This window comes from Halobacteriovorax sp. RT-2-4 (assembly GCF_047085445.1).
Lineage (GTDB): Bacteria > Bdellovibrionota > Bacteriovoracia > Bacteriovoracales > Bacteriovoracaceae > Halobacteriovorax_A.
This window is the reverse complement of sequence record NZ_JBKIXY010000002.1, coordinates 513,167-532,989: the sequence shown is the minus strand read 5'-3', so window position 1 is coordinate 532,989 and position 19,823 is coordinate 513,167. Positions and strand designations below refer to the sequence as shown.

Annotated in this window: 20 protein-coding genes; 15 read left to right on the top strand and 5 right to left on the bottom strand. The window is 33.4% G+C overall.

The window, feature by feature from the left end; genetic code table 11:
• Positions 1-131: 131 nt before the first annotated feature.
• A complete protein-coding gene (locus tag ACMAYL_RS12980; RefSeq protein WP_412471191.1) occupies positions 132-809 on the top strand; it encodes a hypothetical protein in 678 nt (225 codons plus the stop codon).
• An 80-nt stretch (positions 810-889) separates the two neighbouring features.
• Here the strand turns inward: ACMAYL_RS12980 and ACMAYL_RS12975 are convergent, their stop codons facing one another.
• Positions 890-1,345: a hypothetical protein gene (locus ACMAYL_RS12975; protein WP_103218321.1), complete on the bottom strand. Its 456-nt coding sequence runs from the start codon at positions 1,343-1,345 to the stop codon at positions 890-892.
• Positions 1,346-1,761: 416 nt separating this feature from the next.
• Here ACMAYL_RS12975 and ACMAYL_RS12970 point away from each other — a divergent pair, with 416 nt between their 5' ends.
• The 5 genes from ACMAYL_RS12970 (at position 1,762) to ACMAYL_RS12950 (ending at position 4,085) form a co-directional block, all read left to right on the top strand.
• The gene (locus ACMAYL_RS12970; protein WP_103218320.1) at positions 1,762-2,034 is read left to right on the top strand and encodes an RNA recognition motif domain-containing protein; all 273 of its coding nucleotides are present in this window, start codon (positions 1,762-1,764) and stop codon (positions 2,032-2,034) included.
• A 59-nt stretch (positions 2,035-2,093) separates the two neighbouring features.
• Positions 2,094-2,306 carry a hypothetical protein gene (locus tag ACMAYL_RS12965; protein ID WP_103218319.1) on the top strand — a complete coding sequence of 71 codons (213 nt, stop codon included), beginning with the start codon at positions 2,094-2,096 and terminating at the stop codon, positions 2,304-2,306.
• A gap of 410 nt (positions 2,307-2,716) precedes the next feature.
• On the top strand, positions 2,717-2,986 hold the full coding sequence (locus ACMAYL_RS12960; RefSeq protein ID WP_103218318.1) for a PepSY domain-containing protein: 270 nt from the start codon (positions 2,717-2,719) through the stop codon (positions 2,984-2,986).
• Positions 2,986-3,408, top strand: a complete 423-nt coding sequence (locus ACMAYL_RS12955; RefSeq protein WP_103218317.1) for a cytochrome b/b6 domain-containing protein — start codon at positions 2,986-2,988, stop codon at positions 3,406-3,408. Before ACMAYL_RS12960 ends, ACMAYL_RS12955 begins: the two co-directional genes overlap by 1 nt.
• A gap of 176 nt (positions 3,409-3,584) precedes the next feature.
• Positions 3,585-4,085: a hypothetical protein gene (locus ACMAYL_RS12950; protein ID WP_412463289.1), complete on the top strand. Its 501-nt coding sequence runs from the start codon at positions 3,585-3,587 to the stop codon at positions 4,083-4,085.
• 111 nt (positions 4,086-4,196) lie between these two features.
• On the opposite strand, the gene ACMAYL_RS12945 is transcribed toward ACMAYL_RS12950, so the two are convergent.
• The gene (locus tag ACMAYL_RS12945) at positions 4,197-4,664 is read right to left on the bottom strand and encodes a DUF2938 domain-containing protein (protein ID WP_392992903.1); all 468 of its coding nucleotides are present in this window, start codon (positions 4,662-4,664) and stop codon (positions 4,197-4,199) included.
• Positions 4,665-4,738: 74 nt separating this feature from the next.
• Here ACMAYL_RS12945 and ACMAYL_RS12940 point away from each other — a divergent pair, with 74 nt between their 5' ends.
• Positions 4,739-5,116: a MerR family DNA-binding protein gene (locus ACMAYL_RS12940; protein ID WP_392992900.1), complete on the top strand. Its 378-nt coding sequence runs from the start codon at positions 4,739-4,741 to the stop codon at positions 5,114-5,116.
• Positions 5,117-5,142: 26 nt separating this feature from the next.
• Here the strand turns inward: ACMAYL_RS12940 and ACMAYL_RS12935 are convergent, their stop codons facing one another.
• Positions 5,143-6,876 (bottom strand): cystathionine beta-synthase, encoded by a 1,734-nt coding sequence (locus tag ACMAYL_RS12935; RefSeq protein WP_412471190.1) that lies wholly within the window; start codon positions 6,874-6,876, stop codon positions 5,143-5,145.
• A gap of 132 nt (positions 6,877-7,008) precedes the next feature.
• Here ACMAYL_RS12935 and ACMAYL_RS12930 point away from each other — a divergent pair, with 132 nt between their 5' ends.
• Both ACMAYL_RS12930 and ACMAYL_RS12925 read left to right on the top strand, forming a co-directional pair.
• The gene (locus tag ACMAYL_RS12930) at positions 7,009-8,172 is read left to right on the top strand and encodes a lanthionine synthetase C family protein (RefSeq protein ID WP_412471189.1); all 1,164 of its coding nucleotides are present in this window, start codon (positions 7,009-7,011) and stop codon (positions 8,170-8,172) included.
• A gap of 14 nt (positions 8,173-8,186) precedes the next feature.
• Entirely contained in the window at positions 8,187-8,807 is a 621-nt protein-coding gene (locus ACMAYL_RS12925) for an HD domain-containing protein (RefSeq protein ID WP_412471188.1), read from the top strand.
• 13 nt (positions 8,808-8,820) lie between these two features.
• On the opposite strand, the gene ACMAYL_RS12920 is transcribed toward ACMAYL_RS12925, so the two are convergent.
• Positions 8,821-9,372, bottom strand: a complete 552-nt coding sequence (locus ACMAYL_RS12920; protein WP_412463285.1) for a TetR/AcrR family transcriptional regulator — start codon at positions 9,370-9,372, stop codon at positions 8,821-8,823.
• An 84-nt stretch (positions 9,373-9,456) separates the two neighbouring features.
• On the opposite strand from ACMAYL_RS12920, the gene ACMAYL_RS12915 reads away from it, so the two are divergent.
• From ACMAYL_RS12915 to ACMAYL_RS12890, 6 genes are all read left to right on the top strand, one after another.
• The gene (locus ACMAYL_RS12915) at positions 9,457-10,023 is read left to right on the top strand and encodes an NAD(P)H-dependent oxidoreductase (protein WP_412471187.1); all 567 of its coding nucleotides are present in this window, start codon (positions 9,457-9,459) and stop codon (positions 10,021-10,023) included.
• Positions 10,024-10,115: 92 nt separating this feature from the next.
• Positions 10,116-11,114, top strand: coding sequence for a hypothetical protein (locus tag ACMAYL_RS12910; RefSeq protein ID WP_412463283.1), 999 nt, complete (start codon positions 10,116-10,118; stop codon positions 11,112-11,114).
• Positions 11,115-11,132: 18 nt separating this feature from the next.
• Complete coding sequence (locus tag ACMAYL_RS12905; protein WP_103218307.1) at positions 11,133-11,789, top strand: hypothetical protein; 657 nt, start codon at positions 11,133-11,135, stop codon at positions 11,787-11,789.
• A gap of 74 nt (positions 11,790-11,863) precedes the next feature.
• Positions 11,864-12,706, top strand: coding sequence for a hypothetical protein (locus ACMAYL_RS12900; protein WP_412471186.1), 843 nt, complete (start codon positions 11,864-11,866; stop codon positions 12,704-12,706).
• Positions 12,703-14,415: an ankyrin repeat domain-containing protein gene (locus tag ACMAYL_RS12895; RefSeq protein ID WP_412471185.1), complete on the top strand. Its 1,713-nt coding sequence runs from the start codon at positions 12,703-12,705 to the stop codon at positions 14,413-14,415. The genes ACMAYL_RS12900 and ACMAYL_RS12895 overlap by 4 nt, the downstream gene beginning before the upstream one ends.
• The gene (locus ACMAYL_RS12890) at positions 14,412-18,539 is read left to right on the top strand and encodes a hypothetical protein (protein ID WP_412471184.1); all 4,128 of its coding nucleotides are present in this window, start codon (positions 14,412-14,414) and stop codon (positions 18,537-18,539) included. The genes ACMAYL_RS12895 and ACMAYL_RS12890 overlap by 4 nt, the downstream gene beginning before the upstream one ends.
• A gap of 320 nt (positions 18,540-18,859) precedes the next feature.
• Here ACMAYL_RS12890 and ACMAYL_RS12885 read toward each other — a convergent pair whose 3' ends face one another.
• Positions 18,860-19,759, bottom strand: a complete 900-nt coding sequence (locus ACMAYL_RS12885) for a helix-turn-helix domain-containing protein (protein ID WP_412463280.1) — start codon at positions 19,757-19,759, stop codon at positions 18,860-18,862.
• Positions 19,760-19,823: the final 64 nt, after the last annotated feature.

Genomic DNA, 19,823 nt, shown 5'->3' with positions numbered 1-19,823 from the left:
ACAAGCTAGGTGGTAATAATGACACGCTTTGAAAAGTGCATTATCCTAAAGATTTTACAATTTGGATGTCTTTAATATTAGATCTGCTATAAAGACAAAACTTTCAAGACATTATTTATTTAGGGATTATTATGAGAAAATTAACACTTTCAATTTTATTGCTAGCTCTTGGTCTTAATACTTATGCAATGGACTACAAGAGATATAAAGGTGGATGTGAATTCACTGCTTCTTACCAAGATATCTTTACTTACGAGACTCTTTTTAAGGATAAGAAACTCTCTTTTCGTAATAATTTCGTATACACTAAAACTAGACTAGGGCCTGTTGAAGTTCTTCACTTAGACAGAGGCTTTACTCCTGAGAATGTGGAGCTTCCTCTTGCTGATTATAAATATTTATATCAACGTTTTGTCTATCAAACTGCTCCAAGTCTATATACATTCTTTGCAGGACTTCCTTTAAGTAACTTTAAAAAACCTTACTCAGAGAGTGAAGGCAAGCAGCTATTAGTTTCTCTTATCAAATCACTTGTTGACGAAGAATATAGTGCTCCTTTGGATGATGTCGATTACTTCGAGTCATATGTTGATTTTGATAAGCTATACGCAAGAGATACAGGGATTGATAATTATAGTTATCTTGTTAATGACAGAAGTTTTGTTGGCCTAACAACAGATCATACAAAGCGTAGTGTAACGATTCGCTACCAACTTCACTTCTCGCCAAAAGTTCACAACGGTGCATCTTATCACTTATATATGAGATGTTTTGGAGGAGAAGAGATGAAAAGAGTTGTACGACAATAGAAAATAAAGTTATCAAAGAAATTTAGGGAAGCCTTGGTATCAGTACTTAGACTTCCCCAATATGATTAGAATTTATTATTTTATTTGCAAAGGTTTTCTAGCTCTCTCAGCGTTCTCTTCGCTGTCTTTGCACTTGATGAGCTTCTGTACCATAGGATGTAGTGAGAACGTTTCTTTGTATCGACATCACCATCTTCGTATTTTGTGTACGTAACTTCATTTGAATCGAAATAAATTGCTAGTCCGTAGTAACCATAGCCACTGTCTTGTACTTCAGTTCTATATCCGCCATTTCCTAGGTAGATCGTTACTTCTTGTTTTGAAGTCCAGTAATATAACTCTTGTGAGCTTTTAAGTTGAATTACACATACATCAATATCATTCACTGTATTGCTGTAGTTATCGTCATTATTTCTAAAGCCTGTTGGTGTATAATAGTCTAACTGATCGTATAGTTCGTAGAATTGATTATAACTAACAGATGAAAATGAGTTTAAAGAGAATAGTAACGAGAAAATGATAGCTAGTTGTTTCATTAAAAATACCTATGAATTATTGTTAAAATTATTTTTGGTTAACTATCATTCTATTAAAAGTATGTAAATTAATTTTTATTACTTGAGTTATTTTATTATTTTCTAATAATTATCATTTAAGCCTGTGTATTTACACAAAGATTACTCTATTTGCTAATAACGCATTGATAGGCTATACTTATAAAGTCGAGATGTTCTTTATTGCCATGTAGCTGGCAATCACTGAATAATAAATATCTTTTTGACTATAGGATTAATATAAAAATGATCCTAGGTTATTTTCTCTATTAGCAACAGTTTAAATAATTTTATTAAGAAAATGTACTTACACAATCTTGTGTAGCAGGGACAGTCGTCTCTTTATACTCTTAGCATGGATCCTATCTTGTTAAGAGCGATTTACCTTGGAGGTAAAAATGAAATCTAATATTTATGTAGGAAATTTATCATATGATATCGAAAATTCTGATCTTGAAAAGCTTTTTGCTGATGTTGGAAACGTTGTAGCAGTTAATGTTATTAGAGACCAAGAGTCAGGCAGAGCAAGAGGGTTTGGATTTGTTGAAATGGAAACAGCAAGTGATGCTGAAAAGGCGATCAGTAACCTTAACGATAAAAACTTTATGGGAAGATCGTTAATTGTGAACATGGCCAAAACTACAAAGAAAAAATCGCACGATCGCTACTAGTTTCTGAATAAATCGGGCGTCATTTTTTGGCGCCTTTACAATTTTACTAGGAGAAACTTATGATTATAGATTTTGAAAAACATATTGAAAATAAAACTGAAGTATATTCTCACGAATTTGGAGTAGGTAAAGTTATAAGTATATTTAAGCTATATGATGGAGTGTTTGATTATTTTGAGGTTCAATTCGAGAGAAATAATTTCAAAAAATTCTTTATTATGAGAGCAAGTGAAGAGATACGTATTTACTCTAATTCAATTATTTTGTTATAAGCATCTTTATTATACAAGAAGCTAATGTGATTTATCATTAGCTTAAAATATCTTAATTTTTTTTCCAGAATTCATTTATGAACCTTGACTGTATAAAATTATCACTTTAAAATTTTTATAGTTAGGGAGTAGTCAGTTGCCACCCAAAAAGGCAAAAGTTACGTCGACATAATGGGGAAACCCCGGTGTAACTGCAAGAAATTATCTTGTTGACGAGACTAGCACTAGTAATTAATTGTAATTGCTGTGTTGTCTCGTACCCATCTATAGGACTCACTGCAATTCATGTAGTGAGGATAAAATTCAAAAATTTAAATTCAATTTAATCCGAAAACGTCTTCTATATGCCGATATATTATTGGTTTATATAGTTATGTTTTCATTAATATCAATCTAGAAAGGAGTATTAGATGAAAAAATTATTACTATTAGCAACAGTTGGTTTAACTCTTGTTTCATGCTCGTCAAAGAAAACTCAGTGTACAACTGAAGATAAGAGTAAATGGCAAAATGAAGAAGATTTTCAAGCAAAGTTAGTTGCCGAAGGTTACAAAATTAATAAATTTAAAGTAACCGAGGGAAATTGCTACGAGATTTACGGATGGGATAAAGAGCAAAATAAAGTTGAAATTTACTTTAGTCCAATTGATGGATCGATCGTTAAGAAAGAGATGCATTAATGGGTGAGATAAGACTCCCACTTATTTTTAGAGTCTTACATTGGGGGGTGGCCATTGCGGTCATCCTCAATGCTTTTATTCTTGAAGAAGGTAAGCAAGCTCACCGTTATCTCGGCTACATTGCGGTCTCATTCGTCTTGCTAAGATTATTAATTCATAAGAAGAATCCAATCACTCATTATAATCCAAAGGCCAAGTATGTTTATTGGCTGATGTGGACAGCAATCATAGGATTGGCCACGACGGGATTTCTAATGGGACTTGATCGATTCTTTGGAAATGACTTATTAGAGGATATTCACGAAGTATTTTCTAATATTCTTATTTTCCTGTCTCTACTTCATTTAGGGGGAGTATTTTTTGATGCTTACAAGATGAAGAGAAGAACATGGATGGTTATGATAAGTGGGGAAAAAGAGTAGTAGGTAGCATTAAGTTTTAAAAACTTAGTGCTACTTTTTTTAATTTTCTCTTATACTTCATTGAAATCATAATCTCTAGGTATAAAATAATCTTATTGCCGTGATTAATAATAATCATTTTATTTATTTTAATATGAATTATAGATTCTCTCTAGAACCTAACCAAGGAGAGAGAGATGAAGAAGTTATTATTAGGTCTATTAATTGCAGCAACTACTCAAGCAGGCGTTATTCATAGTGACCTTGATTGTCGCGACTCGAGTTTCGCTTATAATAAGATGTCAGTTCTTGAAACTGAAAATAGTCTAAATATTAGTCTAACAGGTGCAACAGTCTTTAAGCTTTTTAATCACTGGGAAGCTCGAGCTCTTACAAGCTTTAGTCTAGATAAGTCTAAATGTCGTTTCAGTGAAGATAGGCTTCTAATCAGTTGTCGAAATATTGAGAATATTACTGTGACACGTACTAATCCACTATTTGGCCAACCTCATGAAACAGATAAGGTTGAAGTCGTTAATCTAAAAAATTTAATGTTTGAAGTTCGCTTTGAAGAACGTGCAAATTACTCTCGATTTGTACTGGAAACACAATACGTAATTGAAGGCTCTGAAGAGGTTACTAGTAACAAAGTTAGTTTCTCTGGTGCTCGAGAAGTTGGTTGTGAAAGAGAATTTTAATACATTCGCACCTATTCTAAGTAATAATTAAACTAGGATAGGTGCGAAATTCGTTCTGTTGAAAATATCCTGAAAGTGTGTCTGCTCTTGCTTTTAAGCTTCCTTAAATTTTTAAAGAGATAAAGTAAGTCCTGCTAAGTATAAACCTACTCCATATGAGGTATGTGCCATAATGCTCTTTACTCGTGTCTGAAAAGGAGCCGGGGTTAGAGATGCTGCGACACCAAATCCAAATGCTGGTTGCATGATATAAAAAGGTGCCAGTAATGTAATTAAACCAACGATAAGAGCAGGAATTAATTGAGGGGCAAGAAGCCAATCACTTCCGAAAATTATAATTAAGACAATTGCAAAAAATATTCCGATTAAATAGTGAATACTCCAACCAATGAGTGATTCATTTGGAGCAGGCTTTGTTTGAATAATTGTTTGGTGGAAAAAAGTACCTTGGGTTATATAATATGCCCAACGGCCAACGAGCTTGTAATCAAGTCCTTTAATATTAAAGGTAATTTTCATCATATATGCCCATAAATCCATAAATAAAGTAGCGAGAATTCCTAGTATTATAATTTTCATAAAATATTCCTTTGTTATATTCACTCTACAAGTTAAAGTTAACTTCAAGTCAAGTAGTGTTATCAAGGATTAATATGGATATAAGTGAATTATCAAAAGTTACATCTCTTGCTTCATCTAAGATTCGTTATTACGAGAAGATTGGTCTAATAAAGTCGATAGGTAGGCATGGCCTAAAGCGAGTGTTTCCAAAGGGTGTTATTCATAATCTCTCATTTATTTCATTGGCACAATCTTGTGGCCTAAGTCTAGAGGAGATTTCCTCAATGCTTACAGCTAACGGAAAGTTTAAAGTTAGACGATCACTTTTTACAAAGAAGATTAATGAAATTGATGAGCAGATTGAAAAACTAAAGAAAATGAAGAATAGCCTAGAACACTTGAATAATTGTAAGGAAAAAGATCATTTTGAGTGTGCAAATTTTCAAAAGTTATTGAAGGATGCCTTATAGGAGAAGTACGCGCTAGGCGCGTACTATTAGTAAGCTTCTTTTACAAATCTCTTAAAGACTTCCTGGTGTTTTTTTAGATCAAAGTCAGCAGCAACAGAGACGCGAACGATATAGTCTTTGTCGCTCTCTTTTGTCGTCCCTTGAGTTGAAGTTGCAGGAACTGTCCAGTAACAGCCTTTTAATTGGCCGTAGCTTACACAATGCTTACTTTCTTCAGGGATTGCTTCAATCATCATTCGGATAAGTTTGTGGTTAAGTTCACGTTTATGCTCTTCACTAGTCGCTGGAAGGTCTAGTGAGAAAACAGAAGGAGTAAAAGTTGCATCTGCAAGTTCATGCGAAACAAAATTGATCTTTGCCTTTGGAAGATGTTTCTGAATATAGTCAACAAGCCCACGTGTATTTGCATAGGCCTTAGCGATCCTTTCATTCATACCTGGCATTTCACGAGTTAAAATTTGAAGTTGTAGATTAGTTGCTACGTTATCACAAAGTTTCAGATGATTTTCAATATAGCTCATATACTCAGCAGCACTATCACTTGCAACTGCATAGCCTGCAGTACAAAGGCCACCACTTGGAAATTTTGATCCACTTACATATGAAATAACTTTCACGTCATTTAGGTAGCCGTGATCCCCAAAGAATTTTACATTTGGGCAAAAAGTTTGATCGAGATTGAAAACTGCACCAACTGCAGTTGCTCCATCATCAGTAAATCTTGGCTTCTTAAGAGTTTCACGCAGTTTAATTAAGTCTGGGATTTCAACACGTGGGTTAGTTGGAATCTCACCAATAATATATGGAACACCATCCGCATGAGCAACGTCTGTTAGAATACGCTCAAGTTCTGTTACCATATCTTTTCCACTATCAACTGGAAGGTCAATAATTTCGACGTTATCAATACAAGCAGCTACACGTCTTGCTTGGTCATTTGTTCCACCGTAACAATTCGGCGGTACAATGAACTTAATATCTTTTCCAGGATGGTTTACATTAGCAAAGTGCACTTGTCCCATCATGATTGCATATTGTGCGGATAGACCGCAGTTACTAAATGCAACTTGTGTCTTAGAGTTTGTGATATCTTGAATTGTTTTTGTTAGCTCTGTTGTATCAACAGTATTCATCTCACTTGGACTTTCTCCAAGCATTGCCTTAATAACTGTAAGACAGTTTTGCGGAGTCATGGCAATCGATTCACGACGTCTTACGTGTTGAATCTCTTTAATATATGCTTCATCATTACTATTTACAGTTATGATACTTCCTAGCTTTGGATAACGAGCAACATTGATATCAGCTTTTTCACTTCCATCGATTACAATTGTAGTACCGTCAAAATCCTTATCCAGTTGTTGTGATTGAATAAAGTCGTACTGATAAACTGATTGAAATAATTCTGATAATGGCCTTTCACTAACGATTAGAGTGCGCTTTCCTAGAAACTTATTTGCGCGAAGAACGGCGAGGATTGGCATTATTTCAGATGAAAATGAAATAACACTTTCAGCATTTAGTCCCGCTTCTTTTGCAATGGCCCACTCAAGAACACATGAAAGTGGATGACCAAGACGAATATAATCATATGCAGTTGGAAGTTCTTCTAGCTCAACTCCAGCTTCTAGTTTTTGAAGAAATTCAACTTTGGCAAGTGACTCATTATAGATATCAAGTCTGTGTGTCGTTAAGCGCAGCCAGTCTGTCGGCATATTATTTACGATTTGCGTTAGTCTTTCTTTTATATTTACTTCCATAAGGAACTCCGTAATTGATTCAATATTTAGTGAGATTCTACGATATAAAATATCAGATGTCGGCCTTTGGCAGACGATTTTTTTTGAATACAATGTTAAAATTATCCTAATAATACAGTGATAGGGATAATTATGTTGTTTGAACCAACAAAGCACGAAACTTTGATCGATACTGGATGGAATTTAGAGAAAGTAAACGAAGTTATTGAGTTAATCTTTAATGACACTCTGAGAAATTTTGATGCTAAAAAGTATTGGATTGCAGACAAGAATGAAGATGCGCAAATCGAAAGTAATAAGACGATTTATTATGGCGCTGCAGGTACTGTTTGGGCGTTGAATAAAGTTTCAGGATTTCTTAATCGTGAGCTCCCTTTCAATAAAGTAGAATTATTAAATCAAATTCATGAGGACTATCTTCGTCGCCCAGATACTGAAAATGTAGTTCCTTCTCTTTTTCTTGGAGAAGTCGGGATACTTCTCGTTCAAAACCAGTTTTCTCCTGCAAAAGTGACTCAAGATAAAATATTTGAGTTAGTTGAGTCTAATATCGAAAATGCAACTATTGAAGCCCTATGGGGTGCTCCTGGAACTATGCTTGCAGCTTCTTTTCTTTATCGAGAAACAAAAGAAGAGCGTTGGGCGAAACTTTTCCTAAAAAATGTCGATTTTTTAATTAAAAAACTGAAAGAAGAAGAGGCCAAAGGTGAGCTTGTTTGGGAACAAGATATGTATGGCAAGAAGGTTCGCTATATTGGAGCAGGCCATGGCTACTTTGGAAATATTTTTGGAATCTTAAAAGAGATTAATCTTCTCTCTCAAGGTGATAGGGATTATCTCCTTGCTCACGTTAAAAAAGTTATGAAAGCTGTTAGTAAGGAAGAAGGTGTGATGATGAATTATGAAGTTGTCTATCCACCAATGCCGAAAATAAAGCAGTTAACACAATGGTGTCATGGAGCTCCTGGGGTAGTGACTTCACTTGTAAATTATCCTCGCGATGAATTTGTTGATGACTGCCTTTTAAAATCAGCTGAGGTTATCTGGCAAGCTGGGCCACTTAATAAAGGGGTTTCTCTTTGTCATGGAACAGATGGAAATGGTTATGCTTTCTTACAACTCTATAAAAGAACTGGTGATAAGAAATGGCTTGATCGCGCTCGTTCATTTGCCATGCATGCACTAACTCAAAGAAATGGCCGTGCTACTCTTTTTACAGGAGAGATGGGACTTGCTCTTTATCTTATCGATTGTATCAAAGAGGGAAGTGATTTTCCGTTTCTCGATAGTATTTGATGGGAGAGTCTTAGATGTTTAAAAAAGAATTGCTAGATAAGATTAGGTCATACTATGACCACGATGATCCGAGTCACGACTGGTCTCATGTTATTAGAGTTGCAAATTTATGTGAAAAACTTTCTCATGGCCAGGAAGTCAATTTAAGAGTCTTAAATACTTCGGCCTATTTACACGATATTATTAATATTCCTAAAAATAGTGAACATCGTAGTAAGGCCAGCTCTCTTGCTGCACAAAAGGCTAAGTCCTTACTTAGTGAATATAATTATACTGATAATGAAGTAGAGCATATTGCACAAGTTATCTTAGAGCATTCTTATAGTGCCAACTTAAAGGCCAGCTCTATAGAATCTGAAATCTTACAAGATGCGGACAAGCTCGATGCAATGGGTGCAATCGGAGTGATGAGATGGGCCAGTTGTGGAACTAAGATGAAGTCTAAGTATTATCATCTCGAGGATCCTTGGGCTCAAGAGCGCACTTTAGATGACAAGAGCTATTCTCTAGATCATTTTGAAAAAAAGTTATTAAAACTAAATGATCGTCTTAACACGCAAGCAGGAAAAGAAGAAGGAATGAGAAGGCTTGCTTTCTTTCATGCCTTCTTAGATCAACTTAAATTTGAAATATAATATAGCTATCGGCTTAGATGACATCTTTCAGGATTTTATCAATTTCCTTTTCAGAAAATTCTGCACAATTATCTATGATAAGAAACGAAACGCCGTGGATACAGGCGAGTATTTTCTTTATTTTATAATCATCTTTCTTAAGCGATGTCTTTGTATCGATTGATTCTAAAAGGTATGCATAGAGTTGATCTGTAATGCTTTCAACTTCTTGAAACTCATCCATTGAACAAATTTTCTTAAAATAAATGGCCCTAAAGTGTCCCTCGTTTTCTTTTGCAAAATTAATATAAGCTTTACAGTATTTCAAAAGGCCAGGGGACTTTGAGTTTGAAATAAGATCAAACTCTTCTTTAAGAAGACTAACTCCTTGAAGAGCAAGTTTCACTGCAATTTCATTTCTTGATTTAAAGTGCTTATAAATTGCAGCAGGAGATACTTTGCAAGCATTGCTAATATCTCTGATTGAGAAATCGACACTTCCATTCTCTGCAATGATTTGACTTGCATTCAATAGGATTGATTCTTTAAGTGCGCCATGATGATAAGTATCCGATTTTTTTCTCATTTCTTCATTTTGCCTTCTTTTGTCTTGAAAGTAAACAAGTGTTAACTTATATTATGTAAACAAGTGTTAACATCTGAGGAGCATATGAAAAATATATTAGTTATCCAAGGTCATTCTGATTCAACATCTCTCACATATTCTCTTGCTAAGTCTTATCTTGAGGCACAGGAGGCCAAGGGAAATCGTGTGAGCTTAATTGATCTATCTGAAATTGAATTCAATCCTATTTTAGACAAAGGATATAAAGAAATAGTTCCTCTTGAAGATGTGCTTATTTCTGCACAGGCATCAATACAAGAGGCCAGTCATATCGCTATCTTCTACCCAACATGGTGGGGGAGTCTACCTTCCAAATTAAAGGGTTTCTTTGATCGTGTTTTCTTGCCAGGATTTGCCTTTAAGTTTGAGCCAGGGCAGAGCTTTCAAACAAAACTTCTGAGTGGTAAGACTGCGACAATTGTTACGACAATGGATACGCCACCATTTTACTACAAGTATGTTCAAGGGAATTTAGGGCCAAAGCTGCTTAAAAGTTTAATTCTTAGCTTTTCAGGGATAAATACTAAGAGAACGGTTTTGGTAGGGCCTGTACGCAATTTCGATGAAAACAAGACGAGGTCTTGGATAGAGAAAATGAAGTATATTGATTAATCATTATTCACCCTGTGTAAATAATCATGTAACACACAAACTAAAATTTATTCATGCTAACTTTAAGCAATAGTAAACTATTAGGAGTTAGAATGAAGCATTTTTTCGTTTTATCATTAGTCTTACCTTCACTTTTAATTGCATGTAAAGATAAGACAAATAGTCGTATAAATCATGAAAGTAACTCTACAGAAGTCTCTTCTGTTGCGAATACAAGCAAATTCAATTTGGAAAATATTGATATTTTGAAGCGAGTAAAATACGAAGATGTATCGATATCTTACAGTCCTGTAAATCTAGTTAGTGAATTTAGCGAGGGCAATATAATTTTAAAGAATCGTGATACATCCAAGGTTGTTGCACAGTTAAGTGTTTCTGATTTATCTAATATTGAAGAACTAGATATCTCTGGGACTAATCCAGTCTTTAGAAAAAAAGGCTCTAACAAAGAACTTATTCTTGAAGTATTCGATGTAATTGAAGCTGAAAGTATTCTTCGTCATAGCTTTTATGACAGTACACCGAATTCAAAATCATTAGAAAATGGGACAATCATCTTGAAGAGAAGGGATGATAGTGAAAACCTTAAAAACTATGTTGCTCATATTTCAGATGCACCTATTCAGTATCTCGCTGCACGCCGAGTCGGAAATCTCGATCAAAATGGAACCTATGAGTTTTGGTTTGATAATGAATTGAAGATGGTTAGAGAAGTTTCAAGTGACAATATTTCTAGAAAAGAATTTGAAATCATTGAGTCTATTAATATTGATAATGCTCTTAGTGAAAACTTTAAAATCGATTTTAATATTGAAGAATTAGACAAGGATTATAATAAAATTTCGTTTAAAGTAATTAACGAAACTGATAAAGGGGCCTTTGTTACATCAAACCCTATTACAGGATTAAGCCACAAGTGCGTTGAGATGAATTATAAAACCGGGATGATTTCAAAGAGAATCGAAAATGGCGTTTTATATACAATGGCCTTTAAAAAAGGCCTGCACCCAGAGTGTCTAACAAGTAAACATGAAGATAAATCAATATACATTTTTGATAAAGACCTTAACTATATCAAAGTTAAATACTAGTAATTCCAGGAGTTTAGAATGAGAACAACAATAGTAATTGGCATACTACTTGCTTTGTTTAGTAATAACAGCTTTGCCCAAAATTATTGTGATATAAGCCTAAAACAGATGGATGAATTTCTATCAAATAATTCTGGTTTTGCTCCATTTATAGAATATAGCTGTTTAGAAGGTAACCCAAAATATGTAAAGAGTGCTTTATCGATCTTTGCTCAAAACCTTCAAAAGCAATTTGATAAGTTAGAAAATCTTGAAAAGAGTGCGAAAGATTTTAAAAAGTCAAAAATGAAGGAAGCTAAAGAAATTGAAGATATGATGATCATTGATATTGGAAATAACGTCTTTCAAAATAAGAAAAACTTCTATTTCCAAAAGTTAATCAATATTAGCCAAGATATTGCAGTAAAGGAAAGAAACTTCATTAATGAAATTGATAATATGCGAGCAACGGGAGCATTACTTGAAAAATTTGTTCCACACCTAGAAGGTGATGTTGAATTGGTTAAAGCTAAATTCGGATATGACAGCATTGATGAAGTAAAGGAATTGAAAGAGTATCTATTTGACTACGGACAAGACTTAAGAGACACGCCACTTGAAATACAAATGGCACTAGACCAACTAAAGGAAACGCAAAAGCATTTGACGCCAGTATGGGAAAATTTAAAACTATAACTATATTTTTTTGTTTATTAAGCTCTTTTGTTTTTGCAGAAGAGCTTTTTGTAAAACCTAATCAAACAGTCTATTTGAATCTAAAAAAATTTAAGAAAGAAAGTGACTCTGTTTACTCTCTCTACATCAAAAAACTTACTCTAAACAACGAGTCTGTTTTATTCCTTCCAAGAGATCTCTCTAACAAAATAGCAAAATTAACTATTGATGAACTCCATATTCATGGCAAAGGCTATATTGCTCAGTCAGTAAGAAGCAATGTGAATATTGTACGTCATAAGGGAGAAGTTGGATTAAAAGAGTATTTCGAAGATTTAATTCCAAGGGCAGAGAAAGGGAAAGATGGGGAGCGTGTAAATCATGAGCGTGCTAAAAGTGGTGATGGAGATAAAGGACGTGATGGAAAAGATGGAAAAAATGGTCGAAGCGGAATCAGTGGAATTAAAGAGTTAAATTTAGATATTAATATTGCCTCATTCGGACAGCTTGATGTCGTCTTAGTTGGAGAAAGTGGAGGTCATGGTGGAAATGGATCAGACGGTCAAGGTGGTAGCCATGCTGAGTGTGATAGAAATCGCGGTGCCAACGGTGGACATGGCGGAAATGGTGGACAAGGTGGGTTCCCTGGAAGTGTCGGTGCAATAAATATCACATGGCAAAGTGACTTACCTCTTATTACAACAGGACAAATACCATTTGGATTAAATGTAAGACAATACGCGGGACTTGCTGGCAATCCTGGAAATGGTGGAGCAGGTGGCTCTGGTGGTGACTCTGTAAGATGCGGACTGTGGAAACGAAGTGGTGGTAATCCAGGTGAGCCAGGACGAATCGGAACATCTTTAAGAGGTGGTGGCGATTATATCTTTTTTGGCCGAGTTGGAGATGTCTCTATCATCAATAAGGATATGCAATGAGAATGATATCTTTATTAATTCTTCTCTATTCGAACCTTTCTTTTGGAAAATCAATTGCTGTAACTGGAAAGCCAGCAAATAGCGACTTATTCAGATCTGTTTATACTTTAGAGAATCAGGGGACATCAAGCTATTATTGTCGAAATATTTATCTTTATGGTATCGATTATTCATCAGATGGAGAGTTCGTTTATTCCTTAGACGATAAGATTCAAAATAAGTTAATCAATGCTAAGAGCTCAGTTGAAGTTGATCAAGGTTTATCACAAGATCTTATCGATATGGTTGATCTATTTCCAGACTTAACGGTCAGTCATACAAATATGACTTACAGTCATGACTGTGAAGTTAAGAGTGTTCGTATGAATAATATCTTTGTACTTGATGATGGTTCTCAATGTGGGACAGGTCTTTCATTAAAGAAGTATGTTTTAGATAATGGAAATAGGAATTTAATTAGTATTGAAGAAAAGGAAATAAACTTCACTAAAGATAGCATTTATACAAAATTAAATGTAGTTGATGCAATTCTTGTTTTAGATAAGGGAAACTTTCAAGTACTAGATACTAAAGATAATTCTGTTACTCCTGTTTCATTTGATCTAGCGGATCAGTACTTTATTTCTGCTTTTGGGATATCTAAAGATAAGTTTGTCATTGTATCTTATGATAGAGAAGGAATGAAACTAAATCTTGTTATAAAATATAATGATAAATTTGAATCTGTTAAAGAAATCGTAACGAGTGTTGGAACATTAAGATTTAATGAAGCTAACGAAAAATTAATAAATGTAGAAGATGCCAAATATAAACTCTTTAAACAAGCCGAAAGAATCAGTAAAACAATTAGTGTCTATATTAAAGAAGAGATGTCATTTGAGTCTCTTGAAATTTTGATTTCATACCGTTTTCCAAAAACAAGAATGTTACAAACTAGTTATTCTCTAACTGAAAATCAGTTCACTAAGTATAAATATGATGTAAGTGATGTTTTTAGTGATAGTAATATTGGCTTTAAAAAGTATGTATTAGACCTCGGACAGGAGTTTAGAATTTTAAAAGATTTAAATATTAGCTTTGATAAGGTTCAAAATGAGATTTCAGAAGGTATGTATAAAAAAGCTGCACCTTCTAGTCGTGTATTAAGATATGGGGACTACAATATCAGCGCACGTAATGATTCGCTTAAATTATCATTCGATCAAAAGAGTATTGAAGTCGCAGGGACATGTCGTCCACAGCTGATTTTTTCAGATAAGAAGTATCTCTTCAAAAACGCTGACATTAATACTCTTTATCAAGGTAAAACACTATTGACGATGAGAGTGAGAAGTTCAAATTATAGTGAAGCATTAAAGTTAATCGCAAATGGTGCACGAGTCGATGAAAAGGATATTAGAGGAAAGCTTCCAATAGACTACGCGGTCTATAAAAGAGACTTGAAGATGATCAGATTATTACTTGAAAATGGTGCAACACTAAGTAGTTCAAAGTCATTCAATCTCAATGACCAGTTTGAGAGAACATTTGATGACTATGAATATCAGAGTCAAGTTACTCAAAAGGAAAATATTGAATATTTTAGCTATCTTGTAAAGACAGCTTTAGAAAAAGAATATTTTCACTTGAGTAAGAGTGAAAGAAGAATGTTAAAAGATAATATAGCTTCTATCACGGATCTCAATAAAGTCTTAAGTGGTGTTCTATGAGTAAATTATTAATTTTATTTTTATTTTCTCTGAATATTCTTGCTATATCTGATAGTGTTAAAAGTGCTATTGATATTGATAGTGTTGAAAAACTTGCAAAACATAAGTATGAAGAACTATCAAGTAGTTCAAGAGATAGGGCCGGACAAACACCATTAATTTATGCTCTCCATAAAAGAAAACTAAATGTAGCGAAGTATTTAATCACGAGAAAATTAGGTGTTAATGCAAAAGATTATATTAGTAGGTCACCTATAACGATTGCTCTTAGTAAGTTTGATGATCTCGAATTAATTGAACTGTTTATGGCAAATGGTGTTGATCTAAAAGTTAAAGATAAGCATCAGCGTGATATTTTCTATTATCTAGAAAAGAATAGTAATGAATCAATAAAAAAGTTTATTAAGGCCGAGTATAAAAAAATTCAAGATGTTTCAATTAGTCAAATAGATGAGTTGAAGAGTTCTCTTGTTAATGGAGAGTCAAAAAAACTTGAGCAGTACCTAAGTAAGTACCGTACGATTAATATTAAAATAAATAATACTTCTGTTTTAGATTTTCTGATTAAATCAAATTCTCTTAATAAGTGGTCAATGTCTTATCTTGCATCACTTGGTTTGGATGTATTTGAAACAGGATTTATCTATCAGCTTATTATTACAAAAAATTTCGAGGCTTATAAAGAATTATCGAATTATCGTACAAATATCATAAGTGGTCCAAAAGGGGAGAGTCTTCTTGAGATTGCGCTTAAAAATGATGCTCCAGATGATATTTTATTAAATATTATTAAGAAACAAAAAGATCTTAAGATTAAAGATATTGAAGGTAACTCATACCTACATCTAGCAATTATCAAAAATCGTCCATTAATCGTAGATTCTTTGATTAAAAGAGGACTTAAACTTAGCCTTCGTAATAGAAATGGTGATACAGCATTAATGCTTATAATTGATAATTTTGATAATGCTAATGCCGAAAATTATATAAAGAACAATCTTGATTTAATCAATATCCAAAATAATGATGGTACTGATGCTGTTATTAAACTTGCAAAGTATAAGCCTGAGCTATTAAATTCTATTCTAAAAGAATTGAAAGGAAAGTATGATTTCACACATGTGGACAAATTCGGAAACCGTGCCGTTATCTTAGCAGACGTAACAACTCCACGTGCAAATCCTGCAGAGGTTGGAGCGACTTTAAATGAATTACCTAGTGTTGATTCAGCACAATTAAATACACCTAATCTAAATGCTGATATTAAAACTGTTGACCAAGTTGCTAAGGACTTAAACAGTATCGACTCTTATATCGGCGATCGTTTATTTGACAGATTTGTTAATGATAACGTTGATGCATATATTGCAAAATCAGTATCTAATTTTAAATCACATATCCTAAAATTAAAATCAGTTGAAGATGAAGACTTTTCTTTTGCATTAAAAGAAATTGAAGATCTTAAATCGAATTTGAGAAATACACAGAATTCTTTAAATGCTATAAAACTAAAGAAGATTGAAACAGTCGCATCTTATCAAAAGCTTAAGGCCAGTTTAGATGGTTTTGATAGTGAGGGTTTTAATCGAACGATTAATTCTAGTGTTTCTCAGTTAAAAGAGGAACTCAGTTATATCATCAACTTTGTAAATGATGTTAATTTTGAATTGAAAGAGTTTAGCTCTCATCGTAATGAGCTAGAAGGTGTTCTTAAGCAATTTAAAGAGGGCAAAGATAAAATCTCTCTTGAAATTGATATCGTTAGACAAGAATTTACTCAAACTAAGAAGCAACTTTTAGCTTCTATTGAAGAAACTAAGTTTTACTATAGTGGTGAATTATTATCTCTTGAATCTAATGTACGACATGAAAAAGGTAAGCTAGATCATGCTAAATCAAATCTGGATGAAGATGACAAGCTAATACGACAGGCGAATGCGAACATAGCTTCTGCTGTTTGGAGTAAAGAAGATTATAAGAGAAGAGAAAATCATCCGGGGCATGACCCAAATACTTGCCAGTGGACGACAAAACGTAGGGCAATGGTTAAGCGAATTGAAGAATTAGATAAACAAATTGAAAATTTAAATGAGAAGCGTAGAAGATCAAACCGAATATTTAACGATATGTTAAAGAATTATAATTTTACAAAGAATGAATATGCAAAATTTAAAGCATTTTCTAGTCAGAAAATACAAGAGTTTAGAACAAAAATTAATAATGAAATCAAATTAAAAGAAAATAATGTTAGAAATGAACTTGCTGCTCTTGAATATGGGAGAGACCTAGAGTTTGATGATGTAAGGATAGAAGTCGAAGGCTTAAAGAATGAAATAGAGAAGCGTTTTGGGGATATTTCTAGTGTTGAAAATACTTGGAATAATCTTTATTCTTCTGTGCAGAAACTAAACTCAATAGCATCTTTAAAGGATGCTATGAGGTGTGGGATGTTGGGGTGTGCTCCAAGCATTTTACTTCCTGATAATGGTACTAAGCTCGCAAAAGATTTCAATGATAAAGTTATGTCCCTTTCATTGAAATATGCAAGTTATTCTTCGGTTTATGATTCACAACATACATATCGTTATCAAGTTAATAATCTTGATAAAATGGCGCTTGAAATTGAAAACCTTAAGACACAAGAAGCTTCTTTATTAGATAGTGCCAGAATAATAAGTAATGATATAGTTTTAAAATCAAAAGAATTAAAAGAGATTAAGTCTCCTGATAATCAAGTATTAAATGAGCTAATTTCAATTGAGGAACTAGTTTTTAAGAATCAATTTCTAAAAACGACGGTAGAAGTTAATGCTAGTGAGCGAAGTGAATTAAAAGATGAGTTAGGAATCGATAGAGAGCTCACTGTTGAGTCTTTGATCGTTAAAGAAGAGCATAAATATGCCCCTTTAGTAATAAATTCAATATCTCTTAACTTCGAGAATTTAGAAACGCTTGAATCTTATTCTAAAGAAAATATTCCTTCATTATTAGGTCAGTGGTTCGATATTCTAGCTACAAATATGAAGGACTCTCAGGGTCTTTATACTATTGAAGGTCGTGATTTATTTATTCGTTCTTTAAAGGATAAGGTGACAATTGAAAAGGTAACAGATGGTGAACTTACTTCAGTTAAGATCCTTACTAGCTATGGTGATTTTGTTGTAGATGAATCGGGAATGCCAATTTCTGTAGATGAAGAGGATAAGTCTCCACTAGATTTTGAACTTACTTCAACAGGTATCGTAAGAGAGCGTATTTTAGAAGTAATTTCAAGATTTCGTAAGATCTACCCTGATGCTAAAATGGAGGATTTAAAGCAAAATCAAAATCTTTCAATTATTGTTTCTCTGTTAAAAATGGCCGATCAGATTAACGATGCAAAAAGAGCTGAAGAGATAATTGATGTAATATTTGTTATTGCTAATCCTATTCTTCATGCTGTTCCAGGTGGGCCAGTTGTTGCAAAAAGTCTTGGTATGCTTAAATGTAGTTATGAGTATTTCAACCGCATTCGCTTAGGGATACACACTTCATCTCTTGAAGATGGTACGCGAATCGTTTCATGTTTGAGTGACGTGATATTATCGATTCCTTTTAGTAAACAGTTTAAGGGGCAACTATCAAGTTTTTTTGATGATGTAATCCCATCTAAGCTATTAGTTAATTTAACAAAAACCATTTTTGGAACTGGTGCTGATAAGTTATTTTCAGTTAAATCAATAGAGATTCTTTTTGAAGGCATCTTTGGTTTAGCTGTTTCTGATTTAAATGAAAAACTGTTTGTTGAAAATGGTAATGTGTTTAAGAACATTGTATCTTCTTATCATTTTTACGATAGTGGAGTATCATTCAATGGTGAAACTGAAATAGTGAAGGCCGGACTCAAATTCAAAGCATTAGAAATGTTGTTAACATCCAATTTCAATGGTTCAGTTTATATTATAAATAGAAGTTTGAAGATTCTGAATGTTTGTAATTATAGTAAATCTCAAATAACTGAAAAAGTTTCCGAAAGTCTAGATGTGAAGATTAGTACAGTAGAGTTAAATCCTTCTGTAGTTCTAAATAAAGGTGACAGTTCTTATTTGATAAAAGGAAGTTTATGTCTATTAGTAATCGACTAATTAAAGTTTTGAAAATTATCTTGTATTTGATTGGTTTTTATAACTTCTTCTATTTATCGACATTTGCTAACTTCGTGTGGCCCTATGTTATTGTTTACTTAAGTTTTCACTACATTTTGGGAAAGTATTTGCAGAAAAATGGATCTGCACAGTTCGAAACGATAAGGATTATAAGTACGAATATATTTTATATATTACCAATCATTATCTATTTCTCAATGGAGAATACTGATAAGTCTATTTATGACTTCTTATTCAGTGCAAATTTCTACAAAAATATTTATACAATTATAAAAAGTATGTTTTAGGTAGAACAGAATCTATATGTTCAATAAGAGAAGGTCTCTGTATTGAGAAATTGGCATTTTCATTTCTTTCTTAAAGAAACGCCTAAAGCTCATATCATCTATAAAACCAAGTCTGAAAGAGATTTCTTTTATAGGAATATTTTTTAGAATATATTCTTGAACTTTCTTTAGACGATATTTTTTTAGGCTGTCGCGAAAAGTTATTCCGTACTTCTCATTAAGATGGCGTTGAAAACCTCGAGGTGACATACCCATGTCTTGTGCAATATTTGTTAAGGAAATATCTTCGCCTTTTAGCTTGTCGTATATTGCAAACAAATTATTTAACTCAGGGTTACCATCTCTTTTCTGCTTTGGTATTTGATACTCACGAATCCCTGGCCCTTGGATAATTTCGTTATACTTTCTGGCCGTCTTTTTCCCCAGCTCTTTCTTTATTATTAGGCAAATGACATCAAGGTAACTAAGAACTCCGCCTGCCGTAATAATCTTTCCTGATTCAATGATTGTTCTGTGGGCCTCGACATTAACTTTTGGATACTCTGTTTTTAACTTCTTTTCAAATAGCCAATGTGTTGTTGCTTTTCTTCTATCAAGTGCTCCTGTGGATGCTAGTTTAAGTGCTCCACCACAGCATGCTACTATTTTTGATTTTTCTGATGATATATGGGCACTTATTATTCTAGCTTCCTCTTTTGTGGCCTTTTGAGGCTTGTAGCAAGGGGGAAGGATAAGGTAGTCCGCTACTTTTCCTGCTGTTATTTTTGTGTTCATTTGGTTAGTGATATTAAATATAACCTTATCATTTATATATCTTAGTATTTCAAAGTAATCGATAAAGTTTTGTGTTGTGCTTTTTAAAGAATCTTTACAATCTAGAATATGAATATTTAATGTTGTCGTATTTTGCATAGTTTATGTCATAAGTGACAATGTAGTTTAAGTCAAGACTTAGGTATAGTTTACTTAAGGAGTT